This is a genomic window from Neorhizobium sp. P1_A6, assembly GCF_056406795.1.
Genome location: NZ_JBFTZM010000011.1, coordinates 98,797 through 119,879, shown reverse-complemented (window position 1 = coordinate 119,879; position 21,083 = coordinate 98,797). Strand labels below are relative to the sequence as shown.

The following is a 21,083-nucleotide window of genomic DNA, read 5'->3' as shown; positions in this document are numbered from 1 at the left end:
CGAAAATGGGACTCGGCCCGGGCCAGTGGCGCCACCGACATTATTATAAAGAAATCGCCGGATTTTGGTCGGCGCAGGGGCTATAGTAAGGCCGCCGAAAGTGTGGAAGGCCTATGGAATACGGGCCGAACGCCCCCAAAAAGGAACTCTATAGCCTATCATTATGGCACGATTTCGGGCTTCTCCGGGAGGCGCAAAAATGCCGCACGGGCTTTTCCCGCCAGATATTGCGGCGGCAGGCAAACTGTGATTGAAGCAGACCATATAGCTTGGATTCTGCGTTCGGTTTGATCGAGATCAGACGCATGGGGAGATATGTAGTGATGAACAGGGCTTTTGCAGTGATGACGGCGCTCATCTGTCTGCTCTTTGCTTCCGCAGGTTTTGCGGACCAGCCGCATCCGTGGCAGATTGATTTCCAGGCGGCTGCAACGCCGATCATGCACCAGATCCGCTGGTTCAACCATTATACTCTGTGGTTCATCGTGCCGGTGACGCTGCTGGTCCTGGCGCTGCTGGTCGTCGTCGCGGTGAAGTTCCGTGCGAGCGCCAATCCGGTGCCGTCGCGCGTCAGCCACAATACGGCGATCGAGATCATCTGGACGCTTGGCCCGGTTCTCATTCTCTTCTTCCTCGCCATCCCCTCCTTCAACCTGTTGAATGCCCAGCTCGAAATTCCGGACTCGGACATGACCGTCAAGGCCACTGCCACCCAGTGGCAGTGGAACTATGAATATGAAGGCATGCAGACCCCGGTCGCCTTCGATTCGTACCTGCTGAAGGATCCCGATCGCGCGAGCGCCGGCAAGACCGATCTCGCCGTCTATCCGAAGCTGCTGGCCGTCGATAACGAACTGATCATCCCGGTCAACAAGACCGTGCGCATGCTGGTGACGGCCGCTCCGTCCGACGTTATCCATGCCTTCGCAATGCCGGCTTTCGGGATCAAGATCGACGCCGTTCCGGGTCGCCTCAACGAAACCTGGTTCAAGGCCGAGAACGAAGGCCTCTATTATGGTCAGTGCTCCGAGCTTTGCGGCAAGGACCATGCCTTCATGCCGATCGCCATCCGCGTCGTGTCTGAAGACAAGTACAAGGCTTGGCTCGCTGCTGCTGCGACCGACCTGCCGGGCGCCTACAAGGGCCTGATGGCAGCCGTCGACAAGCCGGCCGGCAACTTCGCCGTCGCCGCAAACGAATCCAAGTAATCAAGAGGAGTGAGGACAATGGCTGGACATTCCGCTCACGACGATCACGCTCAGGCTCGCACCTCTCACGATGCGCATGCTCACGACGATCATCATGATCATTCGCATAAGCCGGGCTTTGCTGCCCGCTGGCTGTTTTCGACCAACCACAAGGACATCGGCACGCTCTACCTGATCTTCGCGATCATCGCGGGCATCATTGGCGGCCTTCTTTCTGTTGCCATGCGCATGGAGCTGCAGGAGCCTGGCATCCAGATCTTCCACGGCCTGGCCGCGATAGTCTACGGCTACGAAGGCGACGCCGCGATCGATGGCGGCAAGCAGATGTTCAACATGTTCACCACCGCTCACGCACTGATCATGATCTTCTTCATGGTCATGCCGGCGATGATCGGCGGTTTCGCCAACTGGATGGTGCCGATCATGATCGGCGCGCCGGACATGGCTTTCCCGCGCCTGAACAACATCTCCTTCTGGCTGATCGTTCCGGCCTTCCTGCTGCTGCTGCTGTCGATGTTCGTCGAGGGCCCGGCAGGCGCCTATGGCGTCGGTGGCGGCTGGACCATGTATCCGCCGCTCTCGACCGCGGGCAATCCGGGACCGGCAGTCGACCTGGCGATCTTCGCGCTGCATGTCGCCGGCGCGTCCTCGATCCTCGGTGCGATCAACTTCATCACCACGATCCTCAACATGCGCGCTCCGGGCATGACGCTGCATAAGATGCCGCTCTTCGCCTGGTCGGTTCTGGTTACCGCCTTCCTGCTGCTGCTTTCGCTGCCGGTCCTGGCGGGCGCCATCACCATGCTTCTGACCGACCGCAACTTCGGCACCACCTTCTTCTCTCCGGAAGGCGGCGGCGACCCGATCCTGTTCCAGCACCTGTTCTGGTTCTTCGGTCACCCGGAAGTCTACATCCTGATCCTGCCCGGCTTCGGCATCATCAGCCATATCGTTTCGACCTTCTCGAAGAAGCCCGTCTTCGGTTATCTCGGCATGGCCTATGCCATGGTCGCGATCGGCGCCGTCGGCTTCATCGTCTGGGCCCACCACATGTACACGGTCGGCATGTCGCTCGACACGCAGCGTTACTTCGTCTTCGCGACGATGGTCATCGCGGTTCCGACCGGCATCAAGATTTTCTCCTGGATCGCGACGATGTGGGGCGGCTCCTTGACCTTCTCCACCCCGATGATCTGGGCAATCGGCTTCATCTTCCTGTTCACCGTCGRCGGCGTCACGGGCGTTCAGCTCGCCAATGCCGGCCTCGACCGGTCGCTGCATGATACCTATTACGTCGTGGCCCACTTCCACTACGTTCTGTCGCTCGGCGCGGTCTTCGCCATCTTCGCGGCCTGGTATTATTGGTTCCCGAAGATGTTCGGCTACATGTACAACGAGTTCATCGGCAAGCTGCACTTCTGGGTCATGTTCATCGGTGTGAACCTGGTGTTCTTCCCGCAGCATTTCCTCGGCCTCGCCGGCATGCCGCGCCGCTACATCGACTATCCGGATGCATTTGCCGGTTGGAACTACGTTTCCTCCGTCGGCTCCTACATCTCCTTCGTCGGCGTGCTGATCTTCCTCTTCGGCGTCTGGGAAGCCTTCGCAAAGAAGCGCGTTGCCGGCGACAATCCGTGGGGCGAAGGTGCGACGACGCTGGAATGGCAGCTTTCTTCGCCGCCGCCGTACCACCAGTGGGAACAGCTGCCGCGCGTCAAGTAAGCGGTTCATCTTTGAAGAAGGGCATCGTGGCAGCGCGATGCCCTGAAATACCAAACAGGACGGTTCAATGACGGTTATGGACAATCACGACGCTCTCGGCACCGATGGAGGCTCGCGCCTTTCGGAAGCGAGCGCGCGCGATTTCTTTGAGCTCCTGAAGCCCCGGGTGATGTCGCTCGTGGTCTTCACCGCATTCGCCGGCCTCATTCTGGCGCCAGGTCAGATCAATCCGTTCCTCGGCGTGATTTCCATTCTCTGCATCGCGGTCGGCGCCGGCGCCTCCGGTGCGCTCAACATGTGGTATGACGCCGATATCGACGCCATTATGAGCCGCACTGCCAAGCGCCCGATCCCGGCCGGGCGCATCCTGCCCGAGGAAGCGCTCGCCTTCGGCCTGACGCTTTCGGTCTTTTCGGTGGTCATCCTTGGCCTCGCGGTCAACTGGTTTTCAGCCGGCCTGCTCGCCTTCACGATCTTCTTTTACGCCGTCGTCTACACGATGTGGCTGAAACGTTCGACGCCGCAAAACATCGTCATCGGCGGCGCTTCCGGCGCTTTCCCGCCGATGATCGGCTGGGCCTGCGTGACGGGCGGCGTATCGCTCGACAGCATTCTTCTGTTCCTGATCATCTTCCTGTGGACGCCAGCGCATTTCTGGGCGCTCGCGCTCTTCAAGATGCGCGACTACGGCTCGGTCGGCGTGCCGATGATGCCGAATGTTGCAGGCGAAGCCTCCACCAAGAACCAGATGATCGTCTATGCTGTGCTGACCGCTGTCATTGCGGTCGCTCCCACCTTCACCGGTCTTGCCGGCCTCGGTTACGGCATCTTCGCCGCCGTGCTCGGCGCGATCTTCGTCATCTGTTCCATCGCCGTCCGGCGCATGCCAGACGGCGACGAGAAGATGATGCCGGCGAAGAAGATGTTCGCCTATTCGATCATCTATCTCTTTGCGATTTTCTCGGGCCTGCTGGCCGACCGGCTGCTGGCGGGGGTGCCGCACCTCCTGGGAGGTTTGCTGTGATCGAGACAGTCAAGCTCAGCGAAGTCCAGAAGAAGTCGCGCCGCAACCGCAATATCGCGCTCGGCCTGGTTTTGGCCGGGCTTGTGGTCCTCTTCTACATCATGACGCTGGTGAAAATCGGCGGGGTCGGGAACTAGGGTGGAACCGATGGCGGACGGAATTCAGAACGGTCAGGCAAAACGGGTGAGCAACGCCGCGATCTTCGCCGGCTGCGCTGTTTTCGTGGCAGGCATGGTCGGCGCCGCCTATGCGTCCGTGCCGCTCTACCGGCTGTTCTGCCAGGTCACCGGCTATAACGGCACCACCCAGCGCGTCGAGCAGTATTCCGACAAGATCTTGAACAAGTCGATCCAGGTGACGTTCGACGCCAACATTTCGCCGGGCCTGAACTGGGAGTTCAAGCCCGCCAAGGCAGTCAGCCCGAAGATCGGCGAGACCGTGCAGATCGAATATAGCGCGACCAACCGATCGTCGAAGCCGACGACGGGCAGCGCCGTCTTCAACGTCACGCCGATGGAAGCGGGCGCCTATTTCAATAAGGTCGAGTGTTTCTGCTTCACGGAGCAGACGCTGCAGCCCGGCCAGTCGGTCCAGATGCCTGTGGTGTTCTTCGTAGACCCGGAGTTCGCCACGGCCCAAGAGACCAAGAACATCAAGACGATCACTCTGTCCTACACCTTCTATCCGAGCGAGCCGAGCAAACCGGTCGCCGCTCTGCCGGAAGGCCAGAAGGCGGGCGCCCAGAAGACGGGCACCCAGAACACAGGCGTGGGGAAACTTTAAGAGGGTTTGCCGGTTTTCCGGCGAAGCAGGCATTCATCCGGGGATTCTGACATGGCCGACGCGCATCAGAAAAATCACGACTACCACATCATCGATCCGAGCCCGTGGCCGATCCTGGCTTCGATCGGCGCCTTCATCATCACCTTTGGTGGCGTCGGTTACATGCGTTATCTGCATGGCGGCCAGTTCCATATCTTCGGCCTGAATCTTGCCACGCCGTGGCTCTTCTTCATCGGTCTTGCGATCATCCTCTACACGATGATCGGCTGGTGGTCGGACACGATCAAGGAAGGCGACGCAGGCGCCCATACCCGCGTCGTTTCGCTGCACCTGCGCTACGGCATGATCATGTTCATCGCTTCCGAAGTGATGTTCTTCGTCGCCTGGTTCTGGGCCTTCTTCGATGCCAGCCTCTATGCCAACGAGGCGATCCAGGCGACCCGTGTCGAGTTCCTCGGCGGTCAGTGGCCGCCAAAGGGCGTCGAGGTCCTCGATCCCTGGCACCTGCCGATCTACAATACCGTCATCCTGCTTTTGTCGGGCACCTGCGTCACCTGGGCTCACCATGCGCTGCTGCACGGCGACCGCAAGGGCCTGGTCACCGGCCTGGCGCTCACTGTTGCGCTCGGCATCCTGTTCTCCAGCGTCCAGGCTTACGAGTACATGCACGCTCCGTTCGCGTTCTCGAACTCGATCTACGGCGCAACTTTCTTCATGGCGACCGGCTTCCACGGGTTCCACGTGCTGATCGGCACGATCTTCCTGCTGGTCTGCCTGCTGCGCGCGGTTGCCGGAGGCTTTACGCCCACCAAGCATTTCGGCTTCGAAGCCGCCGCCTGGTACTGGCACTTCGTCGACGTGGTCTGGCTCTTCCTGTTCTTCGCCATCTACGTCTGGGGTGGCTGGGGCGCCCCGCTGGCCCATTGATCGGGTCGATATGAATTTCGGGGAGGGCGGCGACAAGCCGCCCTTTTTCTTTTGCGGAATGTCCCAAATTTGTTACATTGATGTTGGATGGTTGGGGTGCTGAAGAAGATTGTCGGGCGGTTTTATGCGACCGGAAGCGGCCGTAAGCCCGTCCGCGATTGGCTGATGGAGCTTTCCCGCGAAGACCGACGGCAGATCGGCATCGATATCCAGCGCGTCGAATTCGGATGGCCGCTCGGAATGCCCTATTGCCGGTCGCTCGGTCATGGTCTGTGGGAAGTTCGAAGCAACCTGTCTTCGGGCCGCATCGTAAGAGTGATCTTCTTCATTCATGAGGAAGAAATGATCCTGCTGCACGGGTTCGAAAAGAAAACGCAAAAGACGCCGGCGCAGGACATCGATCTGGCCTTGAAACGAAAAAGAGAGATAGACGCATGAACGACGCGAAAGGCTATGTCGACAGAACCGAAAGCTTCGATGACTTCCTCGACGCCGACGGTCTCTTGGAGGAAACCGAGGCGGTTGCCCTGAAACAGGTGATCGCCGATCAGGTTCGGACGGCGATGGCTGAGAAGGGGCTGACGAAGAAGGCCATGGCGGAACGTATGCATTCCAGCCGCCAGCAACTCGATCGGCTGCTCGATCCGCATTATCCGTCCGTCACGTTGCTCACGCTCCGCCGCGCCGCCGCGGCTGTCGGAAGAACGCTTCGCATCGAACTGGTTTGATCCATGAACATTCAGACGAAGACTAGGCCTGAAACGCCGGCCCGCGGCCGCGGCCGGATGATTGCGACTGTGGTCGCGGTGCTGGTGGCGCTGGTTATCCTCTTGTCGCTCGGCACCTGGCAGGTGGAGCGGCTGCATTGGAAGGAAGGGCTGCTCGCCGATATCGCCGAGCGGCGGGCCGCCAACCCCGTCCAGCTTTCCGACATCGAAGCAATCCGGAAATCCGGCGGCGATATCGAATATCGCCGCGTCTCGGTCACCGGCACGTTCGACCACCCGAAGGAACGGCATTTCTTCGCGACCTTCAACGGCCAGACCGGGTTCTACGTCTATACGCCGATGACGCTTGCCGATGGCCGCGTCCTGTTCGTCAACCGCGGTTTCGTGCCTTACGAGATGAAGGACCCGAAGACCCGCGCCGCCGGAGAGGTTGCCGGCCAGCAGACCGTTACCGGTTACGCCCGCGTGCGGCTCGGCGAAAAGCCGTCCTCGATCGTGCCGGACAACGATCTCACCAAGAACATCTTCTACTGGAAGGATCTCGATGCGATGGTCTCGACCACCGGCATCGACGTGTCGAAGGTGGTGCAGTTCTTCGTGGATGCCGATGCGTCGGTCGCCAATCCGGGCGGCTGGCCGAAGGGCGGCGTCACCCAGTTCAACTTGCCGAACAGCCACCTGCAATATGCCGTCACCTGGTACGGTCTGGCGGCGGCCCTGGTCGCGGTCGTTATCGGCATGGTTTTTCGCCGCAAGCGCGTCTGAGCCCGCATGGCCTGAGATCCGCAATTGCGATAGCCTTGTCGAAGGGTCAAGGGAATCGGGGGCGACGTCATGACACTTCTGGCGAATATTTTTGTAGCGCTGACCGCGCTTCTGCATGTCGGGTTTCTGGTCCTCGAAATGTTCCTCTGGACCGGCCCGACCGGCCGGAAAGTGTTTCGCATGTCGCCGGAACAGGCCGCGACAACGAAGGTTCTCGCCGCCAATCAGGGGCTCTACAACGGCTTCCTGGGGGCCGGCCTTTTCTGGTCGCTGCTGCAGGCCGATCCCGTCTTCGCCTTCCAACTGAAGCTCTTCTTTCTTGTGTGCGTCATCATTGCCGCTATATATGGCGCGTGGTCGGTCAAGCCGCGCATCCTGCTCATCCAGGGCGGCCCGGCCATTCTCGCTCTCGTGTTGATAGTCCTGGCGTCCTGATTTGATGGCATCATCCATTCTAGAAAAAAGCCCGCTCAAGATTCGCCTCTGCGGCCCGCGCGGTTTCTGCGCCGGCGTCGACCGGGCGATCCAGATCGTCGTGCTGGCGCTGAAGGAGTATGGCGCCCCGGTCTATGTCCGCCACGAGATCGTCCACAACCGTTATGTGGTCGAGGGGTTGGAAGCCAAGGGCGCCATCTTCGTCGAGGAACTGGACGAGATCCCGGCCGAACACCGCAAGCAGCCGGTCGTCTTCTCAGCCCACGGCGTGCCCAAGTCGGTGCCGGAAGATGCTGAGGCCCGCAATCTCTTTTATCTCGATGCCACCTGCCCATTGGTTTCGAAAGTTCACAAGCAGGCGATGCGCCACCAGCGCCTCGGTCGCCACGTAGTGCTGATCGGCCATGCCGGTCATCCGGAAGTGATCGGCACGATGGGCCAGCTGCCGCCGGGCACGGTGTCGCTGATTGATACGATCGCCGATGCGGAAGCCTACATTCCCGAGGATCCCGACAATCTTGGCTATGTTACCCAGACGACGCTCTCGGTGGACGACACCGCAGGCGTGATTGCCAAGCTGCAGGAGCGTTTCCCGAACCTCACCGCACCTGCCGCCGACAGCATCTGCTACGCCACCACCAACCGCCAGGAAGCGGTGAAGGAAGCAGCTCCCGGCTGCGACCTCTTCATCGTCGTCGGCGCTCCGAACTCGTCGAATTCCAAACGGCTTGTCGAAGTGGCGCTCCGGGCCGGGGCTAAGCGCTCCCTCCTGGTGCAGCGCGCCTCGGAACTGAACTGGGACGAGATCGGCCGCATCGGCACGCTCGGCCTCTCCGCCGGCGCATCGGCCCCCGAAGTCATCGTCGACGAGATCATTGCCGCCTTCAAGGACCGTTTCGACGCCGAGATCGAACTGGCGATCACCGCGGAGGAAACCGAAAACTTCCTCGTCAACCGCGAGCTGCGCAACGTGCCTTTGACGGTCGACGATATGGCCTGGGTGAATGGAGCGCGAGCGTGAGCGAGTGTGGCCTGGAGCACCCCCCTCTGCCCTGCCGGGCATCTCCCCCTCAAGGGGGGAGATCGGCAAGGAGCCGGGGCGGCATCCTCCCAATGATCTCCCCCCTTGAGGGGGAGATGTCACGAAGTGACAGAGGGGGGTGTGCCCTTGAACTGAATACTCTGTTTTCCCACGCACCGTGAGACCACCTTGGCCGTTTATACCGATATCACCGAAGACGACCTGAAGCAGTTCCTGACTGAATACGATGTCGGCGAACTGACCTCCTACAAGGGGATTGCGGAGGGCGTCGAGAATTCGAATTTCCTGCTGCACACCACCCGCGATCCGCTGATCCTGACGCTTTACGAAAAGCGGACGGACGAGCGTGATCTGCCGTTTTTCCTCGGCCTGATGCAGCATCTGGCGGCCGGCGGCCTGTCCTGTCCGCTGCCTTTGCCGCGCAACGACGGAAATCTCTACGGCACCCTGTCCGGCCGGCCGGCGGCGCTGATCTCCTTCCTCGAAGGCATGTGGCTGAGGAAGCCGGAGGCGAAACATTGCCGCGAGGTCGGAAAGGCGCTTGCCCGGATGCACCTCTCCGGCCAGGATTTCGAGCTGATACGCCCGAACTCGCTTTCCGTCGAGGGCTGGAAGACGCTTTGGGAAAAGTCCGCAGCGCGCGCCGACGAGGTCGAAACCGGCCTGCAGGATGAAATCTCCTCGGAACTTAATCACCTGGACCGGAACTGGCCGAAGAATTTGGCCGCCGGGGTCATCCATGCGGATCTCTTCCAGGACAACGTCTTCTTCCTCGGCGACGAACTGTCCGGCCTGATCGACTTCTATTTCGCCTGCAACGACCTGCTCGCCTATGACGTCTCGATCTGCCTGAATGCCTGGTGTTTCGAAAAGGACGGCGCCTACAACCTCACCAAAGGCCAGGCGCTGCTCGAAGGTTACCAGAGCGTCCGGCCGCTCGATAAAGCCGAGATCGAGGCCCTGCCGATCCTCGCCCGCGGTTCGGCGCTGCGCTTCTTCCTGACGAGGCTCTACGACTGGCTGATGACGCCGGCCGGCGCGCTGGTCGTCAAGAAGGATCCGCTCGAATATCTGCGCAAGCTGCGCTTCCATCGCCAAATCACATCGGCCAGCGAATACGGGCTGACCGAGGAAAGACTGTCCGCATCATGAAGCAGGTAGAGATTTTCACCGACGGCGCCTGCTCCGGCAATCCCGGCCCGGGCGGTTGGGGCGCCATCCTGCGTTATGGCGACACGGAAAAGGAAATGTTCGGCGGCGAGGCCGAGACGACCAATAACCGCATGGAGCTGATGGCGGCGATCACCGCCCTCAACGCGCTGAAAACCCCGTGCGAGGTCAACCTTCACACCGACAGCAAATATGTGATGGACGGCATTTCCAAATGGATCTTCGGCTGGAAGAAGAACGGCTGGAAGACCGCCGACAAGAAACCGGTGAAGAATGCCGAACTCTGGCAGCAGCTGGAGGAAGCGCGCAACAAGCACAAGGTGACGCTGCACTGGGTGAAGGGCCATGCCGGCCACCCGGAAAACGAGCGCGCCGACGAACTTGCCCGCCTCGGCATGGCACCGTTCAAGAAGAAGTAGTCGCCCAAGCCGGGGAGGGGATCGATGGCTCAGAACGTCTATGACACGCCGGAATTCTTCGAAGGCTACAGCCAGCTCGGGCGTTCCGTGCACGGTCTTGCTGGCGCCGCTGAATGGCCGGTGATCAGGACGCTGCTGCCTGAGATGACCGGCCTGCGCGTCGTCGATCTCGGCTGCGGTTTCGGCTGGTTCTCGCGATTTGCGGCGGAGGAGGGCGCTGCCTCCGTGCTCGGCCTCGACCTCTCGGAAAACATGATCGCCAAGGCTCAGACGGAAAACGCCCACTCTGCCATCACTTATGAAATCGCCGATCTGGAGCGGGTCGAACTGCCCACGGCAGCCTTCGATCTCGCCTACAGCTCGCTCGCCTTCCATTACCTGGAGGATTTCGGTCGGCTGGTGGCCGAGGTTCATTCCGCCCTCGTGCCGGGCGGAAAATTTGTTTTCACCATCGAACACCCGATCTATATGGCTTCCCAAAATCCCGGCTGGCGGACGGATGAGGCGGGCAAAAAGTTCTGGCCGGTGGATGGTTATTCGGTCGAAGGGCGGCGGGTGACCGACTGGCTCGCCAAGGGCGTCGTCAAGTATCACCGCACCATCGGCACGACGCTGAATGCGCTGATCGACGGCGGTTTTGCCATCGGCCGCGTCGTCGAATGGCATCCCTCGCCGGATCAGATTGCCGCCAATCCCGCACTTGCAGAGGAGATGGATCGTCCGATGATCTTCATGGTTTCCGCGGAGCGCTGAGCGATGACCCTGCGCCTGATCTCCCTCAACGCCTGGGGCGGCCGAGTCCATGCGCCGCTGATGCAGTATCTGAGAGATGCGGCTCCGGACGTGCTCTGCCTCCAGGAAGTCACCCATGTCGCGTCATATGACGGCGGTTGGCTGACCTTTCGCGAAGGCGATTTCGAGCTGCCCCAGCGTGCCAGCCTGCTGGAGGACGTGACGGAGATCCTGCCCGGGCACCGCGCGTTTTTTGCCCCTGCCGCGCGTGGCCCGCTCTACGATGGCGATCGCCAGGTGATGTCCGAATGGGGGCTGGCCACCTTTGTCAGACAGGACCTGTCGGTGATCGGCCAGGTGCAGGGTTTCATCCACGGCGACTTTCCGCTTTCCGGCTTCGGCGAACATCCGCGTCCCCGCAACGCCCATGCCGTCCGCATCCACCGCTACGAGATAGGCTCGGCGGTGACCATCGTGCAGATGCACGGGCTGCGGGATCTTTCCGGCAAGGACGATACGCCGGCACGATTGGCCCAGGCGCATGCTCTCGCCGCGCTGATCGAAAAGGTCCGGCAGCCGGGTGAACCGCTTGTCGTGTGCGGTGATTTCAATCTGCTGCCCGGCAGCGAGACCTTCGCCATTCTCGGAAAACTCGGCCTCACCGATCTCGTCACCACCCGCGGCTTCACCGACACCCGCACATCCTGGTATCCGAAGGATGGGCGATATGCGGACTATCTGCTGGTGACCCCGGATGTGAAGGTCGAGAGTTTTGATGTGGTCGCCGAGCCGGAAGTTTCCGACCATCGTGCCCTTCTTCTGGAAATCGTCTGAGCCGCTGTTGCGCTCGAAGCATCAGCCACTATTCTGCCGCAGACAACTCGGGGAGGCCGGTTCATGATCCTGCATTGCGTATTCATCCGCTTCAAGGCGGCCATCCAGCAGGCCGAAAAACAGTCGGTCTATGATGCTGTTGCAGCGCTCAGGAACGTCACGCCCGGCATCGTCGATGTCAAATTCGGCCAGAACGTCTCCCCGGAAGGCCTGAACGGCGGCTTTCTCGACGGTTTCATCGTGACTTTCGAGAACCCGGAGGCCCGCGACGCCTATCTCGTCCATCCGGACCACATAGCTGTCGGCGATCGGATCATCGGTTCTGCGGACGGCGGTCTCTCCGGGCTTCTGGTCTTCGATATGGCTGCGTGAAGAAAGGCCGCGGGCGTTTGCTCGCAGCCTCTTCTTGCAGGATCAGCTCGACTTCGCCATCGCCGCGGCGATCTGGTCGACATTGTAGCGGAACATCTTCTCATAGGTCGATGCCGGCCCCTTGGCATCCGAAAGTGATTCGACATAAAGCTCGCCGCCCGGCTGGGCAGCGGTCGCCTTGGCGATCTGTTTCACCAGCCGTGGATCGTTGGAATTTTCGAGGAAATAGGTTTTCACCCCCTCGGCCTTGATCTGCTCGATCAGTTTGGCGACGTCGGCGGCAGAGGCTTCCGTTTCGGTGGAGAGACCCAGCGGCGCCAGAAAGCTGACATTGTATTCGCGGCCGAAATAACCGAAGGCGTCGTGGCTGGTCAGCACCTTGCGGCGGTCCGCCGGCACCGCGTCGAACTTGGAATGCGCATAGGCGTTCATCGCGTCGAGTTTCTGGAGATAGGCTTCGGCATTCGCCTTGAAGGCACCGGCATCGGCTGGATCTGCCTCCGACAGCGCCTTTTCGATATTGGCGACCCAGACCTTCACGTTGACCGGGCTGTTCCAGACATGCGGATCGGTCACCGTCTTGCCGTCCTCGTCCATGGTGCGGGTGTTCACTCCTTCAGACACCACGACCGGCTTGCCCTTGTAGCCCGATGCGGCGATCAGCCGATCCATCCAGCCTTCCAGGCCTTCGCCGCTGACAAAGGCCACCTGCGCCGCCTTGAGGTTTTTGGCATCCGCCGGCGACGGCTCGAATTCATGGGGATCGCCGTTCGGGCCGACGAGGTTCGTCACCTTCACGTGTTTGCCACCCACCTGGGAGACGACATCGCCGAGCACCGTGAAGGAGGCGACGACTTTCAGCGTGTCCGCGAAGGCAGGCACCGCGGAAAAGGCCATGAGGGCGGGAACGGCGGCGGAGAGAAGCAGTCTGCGGGATATCATCGAAGTCTCCTTGAAGTCAGCCTGCGAGATGCGGGCGGGGAAAGAGCCGCCGGGCAAGGCCGGACGGTGCGAAGAGGATGGAAAAGCCGTAGATCACCGCTGCCGTCATGATGATCGTCGGGCCGGAGGCAAGTTCGAGATGGTAGGAGGCGATCAGCCCGACATAACCGGAGACAGCGGCCGCGGCGGCGGCAAGCGCCATCATCGCGCTCAGGCTGCGGGCCCAAAGCTGAGCGATCGCTGCCGGCAGCATCATCAGCCCGACGGCCATCAGCGTGCCGAGCGCCTGGAAGCTCGCCACCATGTTGAGCACGACGAGCAGCAGGAACAGCGCGTGATAGACCGGCCCGCGGCCGCCGACGGTGCGCAGGAAACCCGGATCGAAACATTCCGCCACCAGCGGCCGGTAGCCGATCGCCAGGATGACCAGCGTCACCGATGTGATCGAGCCGATGAGGACGAGCGCGGGGCCGTCGATGGCGAGAATGGTGCCGAACAGCACGTGCAGGAGATCGACATTGGAGCCGCGCAGCGAGACGATCAGCACGCCCAAGGCCAACGAGGTCAGGTAAAAGCTCGCAAAGCTGGCGTCTTCCTGCAGCACCGTGGCGCGGCTGACCACGCCGGAAAGCAGCGCCACGGAAAGCCCCGCCACAAGTCCGCCGATCCCCATCGCGGTCAGCGACAGCGAACCGGCGACCAAGTAGCCGATTGCCGCACCCGGCAGCACCGCATGGCTCATTGCATCGCCCATCAGGCTCATGCGCCGCAGCATCAGGAAAACGCCGATCGGTCCGGAGCCGAGCGCCAGGCAGAGGCAGGCGACCAGCGCCCGGCGCATGAAGCCGTAATCGGCAAACGGTGCGATCAGCAGATCGTAAATGCTCATGCGACAACCCCGTTGGTCGAAGCGCCGCCGACCGGCGGCTCACAGATCCCGGCGCCGTCGTCCCAACGCTCGGCCATCATCCGCGCCTTCAGAAGATTGCCGGCCGACATCACCTCTGCCGTCGGCCCCCAGGCAATGCATTCGCGCGCCAGCAGCAGGGTCTCGGGAAAATGGGTCCGCACCTGTTCGAGGTCATGCAGCACGGCGATCACCGTGCGGCCTTCACCATGCCAGTGCGCGACGATGTCGAGCAGGTCCTGGGTGGTACGCGCGTCGATCGCCGTAAAAGGTTCGTCGAGCAGGATGACTTTGGCATCCTGAAGCAGGAGGCGCGCAAACAACACCCGCTGGAACTGCCCGGCCGAGAGCGAGCCGATCGGCCGGCGGTCAAAACCGCTAAGGCCGACGGCCGCGAGTGCCTCCGCCGCTTGGGTGTATTCCTTCGGTCCGTTCGCCTTGAACGCCCCCGTATGCCGCCAGGCGCCGAGCAACACCGTATCGAGGACGGAGATCGGGAAACGCCGGTTGATATCCGCCGCTTGCGGCAGATAGCCGAAATCGCTGCGCGCAAGCTGATGCCGCAGCCGCCCTTCCGCCGGCCTCAACTCGCCCATGATCGCTTTCATCAGCGTCGATTTGCCGGCGCCGTTCGGCCCGGCAATCGCAGTCAGGCTGCCGACCCGGAAGAAACCCGATATGTGATGAACGGCGGGATGACGGTCGTAGGTGACCGTCAGGTTGTCGAGGGTGAGGACAGCACTCACGGCAGCATCACCGCCCACTCGATCGCCAGCCAGAGCAGGCCGAGGAGCAGCGCGACATAAACGAGGCGGCCGAGACTAGAACTACCGATAAGGCTGAAGGAGGGAGAAAATCGTGCCATTGCAGCTGCCATTTATGTAATAACATTACAGTTATGTTATAACAAATATGGCAGAAAGATGGCGGAGGAGGAAGCGCGTCCCGCGGACATGGCCCATCCTCGCACTCTCGAAAACAAAAAGGGCGCCTGCGGGCGCCCTCCTCAAACGAAATACAAATCCGTGCTTAGAGCTGTTCCAGCATCGCCGCGGCGCCGGAAACGGTGGCCTGACCGGGGCTTTCCTCGACGTTGAGCGACTTCACGACGCCGTTTTCGACCAGCATCGAATAACGCTTGGAGCGCACGCCGAGGCCGCCGGCGGAAAGGTCGGCGTCGAGGCCGAGCGCCTTGGTGAAGGCGCCGTCCCAGTCGGCCAGGAAGTGGATCTTGCCGAGACCGCCCGTCTGGGTCGCCCAGGCGCCCATCACATGCCAGTCGTTGACCGAGAGAACGGCGATATCGTCCACGCCCTTGGAAAGGATCGTGTCGCGGTTTTCCAGATATCCTGGCAGGTGGTTCAGCGTACAGGTGGGCGTGAAGGCGCCGGGCACGGCGAAAAGCACGACCTTCTTGCCGTCGAAAAGCTGTTCGGTGGTGATCTCCACCGGGCCGTCCGCGGTCTTTTCCTTGAACTTGGCTGGGGGAAGTTTGTCGCCGATGGCAATCGTCATGGGGCTCTCCTCGGTTGGGCGAGCGCCTGTTTCAGGCCCGCCATTCGCGGCGCACTATAGAGCGGACTTGGCACAAGACAAGGGAGAGGGCCGCACGCAACAGGGTCTCCAGCGGCAGGTCCGATCAACAGGAGGTGACGTCACTCGAAGGCGAGCGAGGTTTCCATGGCCCGGTTTCCGGCGATCACGAGAATGCCCCAGTGTTTGCCCCTGATGTCGTAATTCTTCGGCAGCTTGCCGACCGGCATGTCGAGCGCGTAGGCGTCGCCGTCGCGCCGGCCGTTGACGCCGTCGAAGAGCACATGGCCCTGCGGACCGGTGACGATCACCTGCGGCGGCACCACGCTGCCGGGCGGCAGCTTCAGCTTCAGGCTCAAATTGTCGCGCCCTTGCGTCATCGCATAATGGGTGACGGCGAAATCGTCCGATGGGGCTTCCGGGAGTTTTGAAGTCGCGGCATTGAGGATCATCGCCTCTTCGACCGGCGTGCCTTTGACGGCCCCGAGCTGTAGCGAGAATTCCGCCTGGAAGGGAATACAGATATTGCGGCAAAGACCGACGAAGGCGGAGGCGCCGAGGCTCAGGGGCTTGCCGGGATCTTCCATCTTCAGCTCGAAGGGCAGGGCGACCGCATGGTCGTAGCCTATGTCGCGCAATTTGCCATTGTCGATCCGCTTCGGCACGGGATAACTCATGCTGCTCAGCGTCACGCCGCTTGCCTTGGAAAACACCATCTGCGGCGGAATGCCGGCATCGCCCGGCTCCTTCCAATAGGTGATCCAGCCGGCTTTCGGTTCGATCTGCAGCGCGCCGCGCACCGTGCCGTCGGGCTCCGGCGGCATCGCCACGATCCGCATGCGGCCGCCCTCGTTGCTCGCCCACGGCGTGGTCTCGGCGCGGCTCATCGAGGCAATGCCCAGGACAGCGGCCACGGTGATGCAGGCGGCGACCAAGGTCGGCGCGCGGGACGGCATGCTGCTCGGCGAAATTCTCTTCATCGACCAAGCGTTTAACCGATTGGCCTTGTTTGAACCAGTCACGACGCCACGCAAGTCGATCATTTTCAGTTGATTGATCGGTCGGACTGCCCCATCTTGATGGAATTGCAATCGACGCTTTCCTGTCCGTTGGCCGGGCCGGAAGGCAGGCTGGAGGCATCATGTCTTTCTCGACCCTCGGGGACAAGAGCGAACGGGGCTTCCTGGACGGACAGTTCCTGATTGCCATGCCAAGCATGCAGGACGGCAATTTCACCCGTGCCGTGGTTTATATATGTGCCCATTCGCCGGCCGGCGCGATGGGTTTCATCATCAATCGCGCCCAGCAGATTTCGTTCACGGACGTTCTCCTCCACCTGAAGATCATGGATCAGGCCGATGCGATCATGCTGCCGGTGCAGACCCGCGATTTCCCGATCCTCTCGGGTGGTCCGGTCGAGAGCGGCCGCGGCTTCGTGCTGCATTCGGACGACTTTGTCAGCGAATCCTCCATTCCCGTCAGTGACGACATCTCGCTGACCGCCACGCTCGATATCATCCGCGCCATCTGCGACGGGCGGGGACCGGCGCGCGCCACGATGCTGCTCGGTTATGCCGGCTGGGGCGCCGGCCAACTGGAGCTCGAAATTGCCAATAACGGCTGGCTGAATTGCCCCGCCAGCGACGAACTGATCTTCGACCGGGCGCTGGAAGGCAAATACGAACGTGCCCTGGCGCTGCTCGGTGTCAGCCCGGAAATGCTCTCCAGCGAAGCCGGCCACGCCTGATCGTTCAATTTGAAAAGATTTGCGGAACGAAGCCCCCGGCCCGGAGTTGTTTTCCCCGCAGGACGATGGACGTCCTCGTGAAGGAGAAGCATGATGGGCAGCACCAGTGACAAGATGGCCGGCAAGGCCAATGAAATGGCAGGCAAGGCCAAGCAGGCGGCCGGCGACATGACCGACAATCCGAAGCTCAAGGCGAAGGGTGCCGGCCAGGAAGCCAAGGGCCGTGCGCAGCAGGCCAAGGGCAAGGTCAAGGATGCCGCAAAGGGCGTTGTCGACCGCATGTAACGGTTACGCTACAAGCTTAGAATGCGAACCTGTTCCGGCTCCGGCCGGAGCAGGTTTTCTGTATCCGCTCCTTTGAAACCGACGGACATTCCATGCGCCTCTACGACTGCGATCATTGCGGCCAGACCATCCATTTCGACAATCGCTCCTGCGTCAACTGCGGCCACAGGTTGGCTTTCGTCCCGGAGCATCTGGCGATGCATGCGCTGGTGCAGGATGAGGGGGAGGAAACATGGCATCTTGTCGCCCGGCCGGACTACAAGGTTCGACACTGCGCCAACGCGGCGATGGACATCTGCAACTGGACGATCAGCGCCGACGATCCGCATCCGTTTTGCCCCGCATGCCGGCATAACCGACTGGTTCCGGATGCCTCGACCGAGGTCGGCCTCAGCCAATGGCGGCGTATCAGCCAGGCGCAACGGCATCTCTTCTATTCGCTTCTGCGCTGGAACCTGCCGCACACCAATCGCGACGAGGATCCCCAGGGCGGCCTCGTCTTCGATTTCCTGATCGACGCGGTGCAGCCGGACGGCACTGTCGTGCCGGCCATGACCGGCCACGAGGATGGCCTGATCGCGATCCGCGCCGCCGAGGCCGACGATGCGACCCGCGAGCAGGTGCGCGTCTCGATGAACGAGCCCTATCGCACCATGCTCGGACATTTTCGCCATGAGACCGGCCATTATGTCTGGGACAAGCTGGTGCGCGACGGCGGCAGGCTGGAGGAATTCCGCGCCATCTTCGGTGACGAGACCGTCGATTATGGCGCGGCGCTGCAGAGAAATTATGAACAGGGCCCGCCGCCCGGCTGGCAGGATTTCTACATCAGCACCTATGCCAGCACCCACCCCTGGGAGGATTTCGCCGAGTGCTTCGCCCACTATCTGCATATCGTAGACACGCTGGAGACCGCCCGTGCCTACGGCATGGTGATCGAGCCTCGCGGCCATGCGGAAATGGCGGCGGAAGTGGCCTTCAACCCCTATGCGGCGCGTGATGCGGAGCAGCTTGTCTCCGCCTGGGTGCCGTTCAGCATGGCGCTCAACAGCATCCACCGCTCGATGGGCCAGCCGGATCTCTACCCGTTCGTGCTGTCGCAGGCCGTCATGGTGAAATTGGAATATATTCACCGGCTGATCCGTTCCCGGAGGGGATAAGGAACTCCGCCGGAAAAAGAAAACCCGCCTTTCGGTGGATCGAAAGGCGGGGTGTAGTTTGTGGGGCGCATTCAGAGACCCCTGGGAATTAGGGGGCAAGATCACGATTTCGTCAACTCGAAATATGCATTTTCATATTTTGGGGGAGGCTGCACCGTATTGAAACAACGCTTTTCGCCTCTCATTCCTGACAAACGACGACGTATCTTATTTATTACCCGTTATTATATCTAGTTTTTGTCCCTCGATAGATCCCGAGGGTGTCGTCCCGATAGAAGGCTGCGCCGCTGCGGCGTGGGAAATGATCGGGGCCGGTCTAACAGTTAAACCCCTGATCAGGCGTTCTTCGGCTTCTTTTGGGACCGGGCGGAATTCAGTGCCACGGCGGCGCGAATAAGTGCCTTCAGCGCCTCTTCATCGATCTTGTCGCCCTCGTGGAAATCGATGGCGCGCCGGGTATTGCCATCGAGGCTGGAGTTGAAGAGGCCCGACGGATCCTCCAGCGAAGCCCCTTTGGCAAAGGTCAGTTTCACTGCATTCTTGTAGGTCTCGCCAGTGCAGATGATCCCGCCGAGTTCCCAGACCGGAACCCCTCGCCACTTCCACTCCTCGACCACGTCGGGTTCTGCCTGCTTGATCAGAGACCGGACACGAGCGAGCGTCTCGCCCCGCCAATCGCCAAGCTCGCTGATCCGCGCGTCGATCAGCTGTGCCGGAGAGGCTTGCTTGTCCGTCGAATTGCTTTTCATCGTTTCCATGGTTGCCGTCGCTTCCTTCATGCTGTTGCGTTTCGCCCGTTGCTACATTCGTTCGCCGGGCAACTGGCTGGCCTGCTTCACCCAATCGGCAAGCTGCGCTTCGTCGAGTTCGTCTCCCTCATGGATATGGACGTAGCGTGTCTGCGGCGTCTTGGAGGTGCCGGGAGGGATTGGACTGAGCGAAGCGCCGCGGAAGAAGGCCAGCTTGATGTATTTGGCAAAGCAATGGACGCCGAGGAACCAGCCGTCGCCCTCTATGCCGTAGAGCGGCGAGTTCCATTTGACCGCCTTGCAGACGTTGGGGACGGTGCTGGTGACAAGCGCGTCGAGGCGGCGCCCGACATCGCTTTTCCAGCCCGGCATGGCCGCGATATAGGCCTGCACCGGGGCGTCGCCATAACCCTTGGCGATCTGCGGATTGCCGCCCGAGAGCAGCACCGGCCCCGCACCGACATCACCGGCGGATGCCCTGGCAATATTCACGGACGTTTTGGACGCTTTGCCGGCCATTCGCTTCACTCCTATCCACGAATACCTTGCCCGCCACGGCGGGCGTAAGGCAGCGCAAACAGATATAGGCCGCTGAACAATAGCAGGAAGAGCGGGAGCAGGGGAGAATAGACCACCCACAAGGGCGGTTCCCCGAAGCCCATGGCGACGAAATTGGCGACGACGGTGATCGTGAAGACGATCGACAGCCAGCGGTGGACCTGCCGGGTCAACGAGTTCCAGTTCAACGGTAATACCTCCTCTGAAACGAGCGGCCCTGCCGCCCTGTAAAAAAATCCAGCCGTGCCTGTCGCCAGACCTCAGTCGATCCCCGCCAAAACCGTCTCCAGCGCTCCGAGGAATCCCTGCCATCCGTGGCGGGCACCGTTATAGGCGAGCTTCTGCTCGGGCCTGAAGCCGGACTGCTCCATGCGCAGATGGGTTCCGGTGCGGGTCGGGGTGAGCGTCAGGGTCACCACGCTTTTGAGATTATAGGCAGCATCGTCATGCGCATGGTCCCAGGTGTAGGAAAGCTTTTTATGAAGTTCCACGGCCAGCACCTCGCAGTCCAGCACGCCGCCCCATTCGCCGCGAAGCTTGAAGCGGTGCCCGACGGCCGGCTGGAAATCGTTCTTCATCAGCCATTCCTCGATCAGGTGCTGCTGCGTCAGTGCGCGCCAGACCTTTTCCGCCGGGTGAGGAATATCGCGTTCGACAACGACGGTGCGGGTTTCGGTCGAGGTCTCGTTCATTGGTCCATCCTTTTGAGCAGGTCTTCGAGCTTGTCGAAGCGGTTTTGCCAGAACCCGGCCATCTCGCTTGTCCAGTCTACCAGCGGGGCGAGTGCGCCGAGCTGCGCGCTATAATGCGTCTGGCGGCCTTCATGACGATCGCGCACCAGCCCGGCGCGCTTCAGCAATCCGAGATGTTTCGAGACGACGGGCTGCGAAACCCCGGCCTGCGCCGTGAGCACCCCGACCGTCTTCTCGCCTTCGCGGCACAGCCGTTCGAAGATCGCACGGCGCGTGGGGTCGGCGAGCGTTCTGAAGAGCACATCGTGAGCGTCCGACACTAAATTCATACCTCGTTGGCTATGGATTA

Annotated in this window: 30 protein-coding genes; 19 read left to right on the top strand and 11 right to left on the bottom strand. The window is 61.4% G+C overall.

Annotated elements, in window-relative coordinates:
- Positions 1-323: 323 nt before the first annotated feature.
- From coxB to AC1D3C_RS21560, 16 genes are all read left to right on the top strand, one after another.
- A complete protein-coding gene (gene coxB, locus AC1D3C_RS21635; RefSeq protein WP_046601497.1) occupies positions 324-1,208 on the top strand; it encodes a cytochrome c oxidase subunit II in 885 nt (294 codons plus the stop codon).
- Between the two features lie 18 nt (positions 1,209-1,226).
- Positions 1,227-2,930, top strand: a complete 1,704-nt coding sequence (gene ctaD / locus AC1D3C_RS21630; protein WP_477484276.1) for a cytochrome c oxidase subunit I — start codon at positions 1,227-1,229, stop codon at positions 2,928-2,930.
- Positions 2,931-2,997: 67 nt separating this feature from the next.
- Positions 2,998-3,954: a heme o synthase gene (locus tag AC1D3C_RS21625; protein ID WP_477484275.1), complete on the top strand. Its 957-nt coding sequence runs from the start codon at positions 2,998-3,000 to the stop codon at positions 3,952-3,954.
- The gene (locus tag AC1D3C_RS21620) at positions 3,951-4,091 is read left to right on the top strand and encodes a hypothetical protein (RefSeq protein WP_162182318.1); all 141 of its coding nucleotides are present in this window, start codon (positions 3,951-3,953) and stop codon (positions 4,089-4,091) included. The genes AC1D3C_RS21625 and AC1D3C_RS21620 overlap by 4 nt, the downstream gene beginning before the upstream one ends.
- Before the next feature lie 10 nt (positions 4,092-4,101).
- The gene (locus tag AC1D3C_RS21615) at positions 4,102-4,737 is read left to right on the top strand and encodes a cytochrome c oxidase assembly protein (protein WP_038548842.1); all 636 of its coding nucleotides are present in this window, start codon (positions 4,102-4,104) and stop codon (positions 4,735-4,737) included.
- Positions 4,738-4,788: 51 nt separating this feature from the next.
- Positions 4,789-5,664: a cytochrome c oxidase subunit 3 gene (locus AC1D3C_RS21610; protein ID WP_038540634.1), complete on the top strand. Its 876-nt coding sequence runs from the start codon at positions 4,789-4,791 to the stop codon at positions 5,662-5,664.
- Positions 5,665-5,751: 87 nt separating this feature from the next.
- On the top strand, positions 5,752-6,102 hold the full coding sequence (locus AC1D3C_RS21605; RefSeq protein ID WP_477484274.1) for a type II toxin-antitoxin system RelE/ParE family toxin: 351 nt from the start codon (positions 5,752-5,754) through the stop codon (positions 6,100-6,102).
- Positions 6,099-6,392: a helix-turn-helix domain-containing protein gene (locus AC1D3C_RS21600; RefSeq protein WP_247039618.1), complete on the top strand. Its 294-nt coding sequence runs from the start codon at positions 6,099-6,101 to the stop codon at positions 6,390-6,392. The genes AC1D3C_RS21605 and AC1D3C_RS21600 overlap by 4 nt, the downstream gene beginning before the upstream one ends.
- A gap of 57 nt (positions 6,393-6,449) precedes the next feature.
- Positions 6,450-7,157, top strand: coding sequence for an SURF1 family protein (locus tag AC1D3C_RS21595; protein ID WP_477484344.1), 708 nt, complete (start codon positions 6,450-6,452; stop codon positions 7,155-7,157).
- 69 nt (positions 7,158-7,226) lie between these two features.
- A complete protein-coding gene (locus AC1D3C_RS21590) occupies positions 7,227-7,592 on the top strand; it encodes a DUF1304 domain-containing protein (RefSeq protein WP_477484273.1) in 366 nt (121 codons plus the stop codon).
- A 4-nt stretch (positions 7,593-7,596) separates the two neighbouring features.
- Positions 7,597-8,613, top strand: coding sequence for a 4-hydroxy-3-methylbut-2-enyl diphosphate reductase (gene ispH / locus AC1D3C_RS21585; protein ID WP_477484272.1), 1,017 nt, complete (start codon positions 7,597-7,599; stop codon positions 8,611-8,613).
- Between the two features lie 189 nt (positions 8,614-8,802).
- A complete protein-coding gene (locus AC1D3C_RS21580) occupies positions 8,803-9,786 on the top strand; it encodes a homoserine kinase (protein WP_477484271.1) in 984 nt (327 codons plus the stop codon).
- Entirely contained in the window at positions 9,783-10,223 is a 441-nt protein-coding gene (rnhA, locus tag AC1D3C_RS21575) for a ribonuclease HI (protein ID WP_046641544.1), read from the top strand. Before AC1D3C_RS21580 ends, rnhA begins: the two co-directional genes overlap by 4 nt.
- A gap of 24 nt (positions 10,224-10,247) precedes the next feature.
- Complete coding sequence (locus tag AC1D3C_RS21570; protein WP_477484270.1) at positions 10,248-10,976, top strand: class I SAM-dependent methyltransferase; 729 nt, start codon at positions 10,248-10,250, stop codon at positions 10,974-10,976.
- A gap of 3 nt (positions 10,977-10,979) precedes the next feature.
- Entirely contained in the window at positions 10,980-11,789 is an 810-nt protein-coding gene (locus AC1D3C_RS21565) for an endonuclease/exonuclease/phosphatase family protein (RefSeq protein ID WP_477484269.1), read from the top strand.
- Between the two features lie 63 nt (positions 11,790-11,852).
- The gene (locus tag AC1D3C_RS21560) at positions 11,853-12,161 is read left to right on the top strand and encodes a Dabb family protein (protein ID WP_477484268.1); all 309 of its coding nucleotides are present in this window, start codon (positions 11,853-11,855) and stop codon (positions 12,159-12,161) included.
- Between the two features lie 42 nt (positions 12,162-12,203).
- On the opposite strand, the gene AC1D3C_RS21555 is transcribed toward AC1D3C_RS21560, so the two are convergent.
- From AC1D3C_RS21555 to AC1D3C_RS21530, 6 genes are all read right to left on the bottom strand, one after another.
- Complete coding sequence (locus AC1D3C_RS21555; protein ID WP_477484267.1) at positions 12,204-13,103, bottom strand: metal ABC transporter substrate-binding protein; 900 nt, start codon at positions 13,101-13,103, stop codon at positions 12,204-12,206.
- Between the two features lie 16 nt (positions 13,104-13,119).
- A complete protein-coding gene (locus AC1D3C_RS21550; RefSeq protein WP_477484266.1) occupies positions 13,120-13,992 on the bottom strand; it encodes a metal ABC transporter permease in 873 nt (290 codons plus the stop codon).
- The gene (locus AC1D3C_RS21545; RefSeq protein WP_477484265.1) at positions 13,989-14,756 is read right to left on the bottom strand and encodes a metal ABC transporter ATP-binding protein; all 768 of its coding nucleotides are present in this window, start codon (positions 14,754-14,756) and stop codon (positions 13,989-13,991) included. The genes AC1D3C_RS21550 and AC1D3C_RS21545 overlap by 4 nt, the downstream gene beginning before the upstream one ends.
- Positions 14,753-14,875: a hypothetical protein gene (locus tag AC1D3C_RS21540; protein WP_258718945.1), complete on the bottom strand. Its 123-nt coding sequence runs from the start codon at positions 14,873-14,875 to the stop codon at positions 14,753-14,755. The genes AC1D3C_RS21545 and AC1D3C_RS21540 overlap by 4 nt, the downstream gene beginning before the upstream one ends.
- 164 nt (positions 14,876-15,039) lie before the next feature.
- Positions 15,040-15,525, bottom strand: a complete 486-nt coding sequence (locus AC1D3C_RS21535; protein ID WP_477484264.1) for a redoxin family protein — start codon at positions 15,523-15,525, stop codon at positions 15,040-15,042.
- Positions 15,526-15,665: 140 nt separating this feature from the next.
- Complete coding sequence (locus AC1D3C_RS21530; protein ID WP_247038608.1) at positions 15,666-16,523, bottom strand: protein-disulfide reductase DsbD domain-containing protein; 858 nt, start codon at positions 16,521-16,523, stop codon at positions 15,666-15,668.
- Positions 16,524-16,684: 161 nt separating this feature from the next.
- Between AC1D3C_RS21530 and AC1D3C_RS21525 the strand changes: the two genes are divergently transcribed.
- The 3 genes from AC1D3C_RS21525 to AC1D3C_RS21515 all read left to right on the top strand — a co-directional run bounded on the left by AC1D3C_RS21525 (position 16,685) and on the right by AC1D3C_RS21515 (position 18,735).
- Positions 16,685-17,290, top strand: coding sequence for a YqgE/AlgH family protein (locus AC1D3C_RS21525; RefSeq protein ID WP_247038606.1), 606 nt, complete (start codon positions 16,685-16,687; stop codon positions 17,288-17,290).
- 93 nt (positions 17,291-17,383) lie between these two features.
- Positions 17,384-17,575, top strand: a complete 192-nt coding sequence (locus AC1D3C_RS21520; RefSeq protein ID WP_038540680.1) for a CsbD family protein — start codon at positions 17,384-17,386, stop codon at positions 17,573-17,575.
- Positions 17,576-17,667: 92 nt separating this feature from the next.
- Complete coding sequence (locus AC1D3C_RS21515; protein ID WP_477484263.1) at positions 17,668-18,735, top strand: zinc-binding metallopeptidase family protein; 1,068 nt, start codon at positions 17,668-17,670, stop codon at positions 18,733-18,735.
- A 335-nt stretch (positions 18,736-19,070) separates the two neighbouring features.
- Here AC1D3C_RS21515 and AC1D3C_RS21510 read toward each other — a convergent pair whose 3' ends face one another.
- The 5 genes from AC1D3C_RS21510 to AC1D3C_RS21490 form a co-directional block, all read right to left on the bottom strand.
- The gene (locus AC1D3C_RS21510) at positions 19,071-19,514 is read right to left on the bottom strand and encodes a DUF1801 domain-containing protein (protein ID WP_477484262.1); all 444 of its coding nucleotides are present in this window, start codon (positions 19,512-19,514) and stop codon (positions 19,071-19,073) included.
- Positions 19,515-19,535: 21 nt separating this feature from the next.
- Positions 19,536-20,003 (bottom strand): DUF1801 domain-containing protein, encoded by a 468-nt coding sequence (locus AC1D3C_RS21505; RefSeq protein ID WP_477484261.1) that lies wholly within the window; start codon positions 20,001-20,003, stop codon positions 19,536-19,538.
- 11 nt (positions 20,004-20,014) lie between these two features.
- Positions 20,015-20,230, bottom strand: coding sequence for a hypothetical protein (locus tag AC1D3C_RS21500; RefSeq protein WP_038540691.1), 216 nt, complete (start codon positions 20,228-20,230; stop codon positions 20,015-20,017).
- A 72-nt stretch (positions 20,231-20,302) separates the two neighbouring features.
- Positions 20,303-20,734, bottom strand: a complete 432-nt coding sequence (locus AC1D3C_RS21495; RefSeq protein WP_255758869.1) for an SRPBCC family protein — start codon at positions 20,732-20,734, stop codon at positions 20,303-20,305.
- A complete protein-coding gene (locus tag AC1D3C_RS21490) occupies positions 20,731-21,054 on the bottom strand; it encodes an ArsR/SmtB family transcription factor (RefSeq protein ID WP_038584330.1) in 324 nt (107 codons plus the stop codon). Before AC1D3C_RS21490 ends, AC1D3C_RS21495 begins: the two co-directional genes overlap by 4 nt.
- Positions 21,055-21,083: the final 29 nt, after the last annotated feature.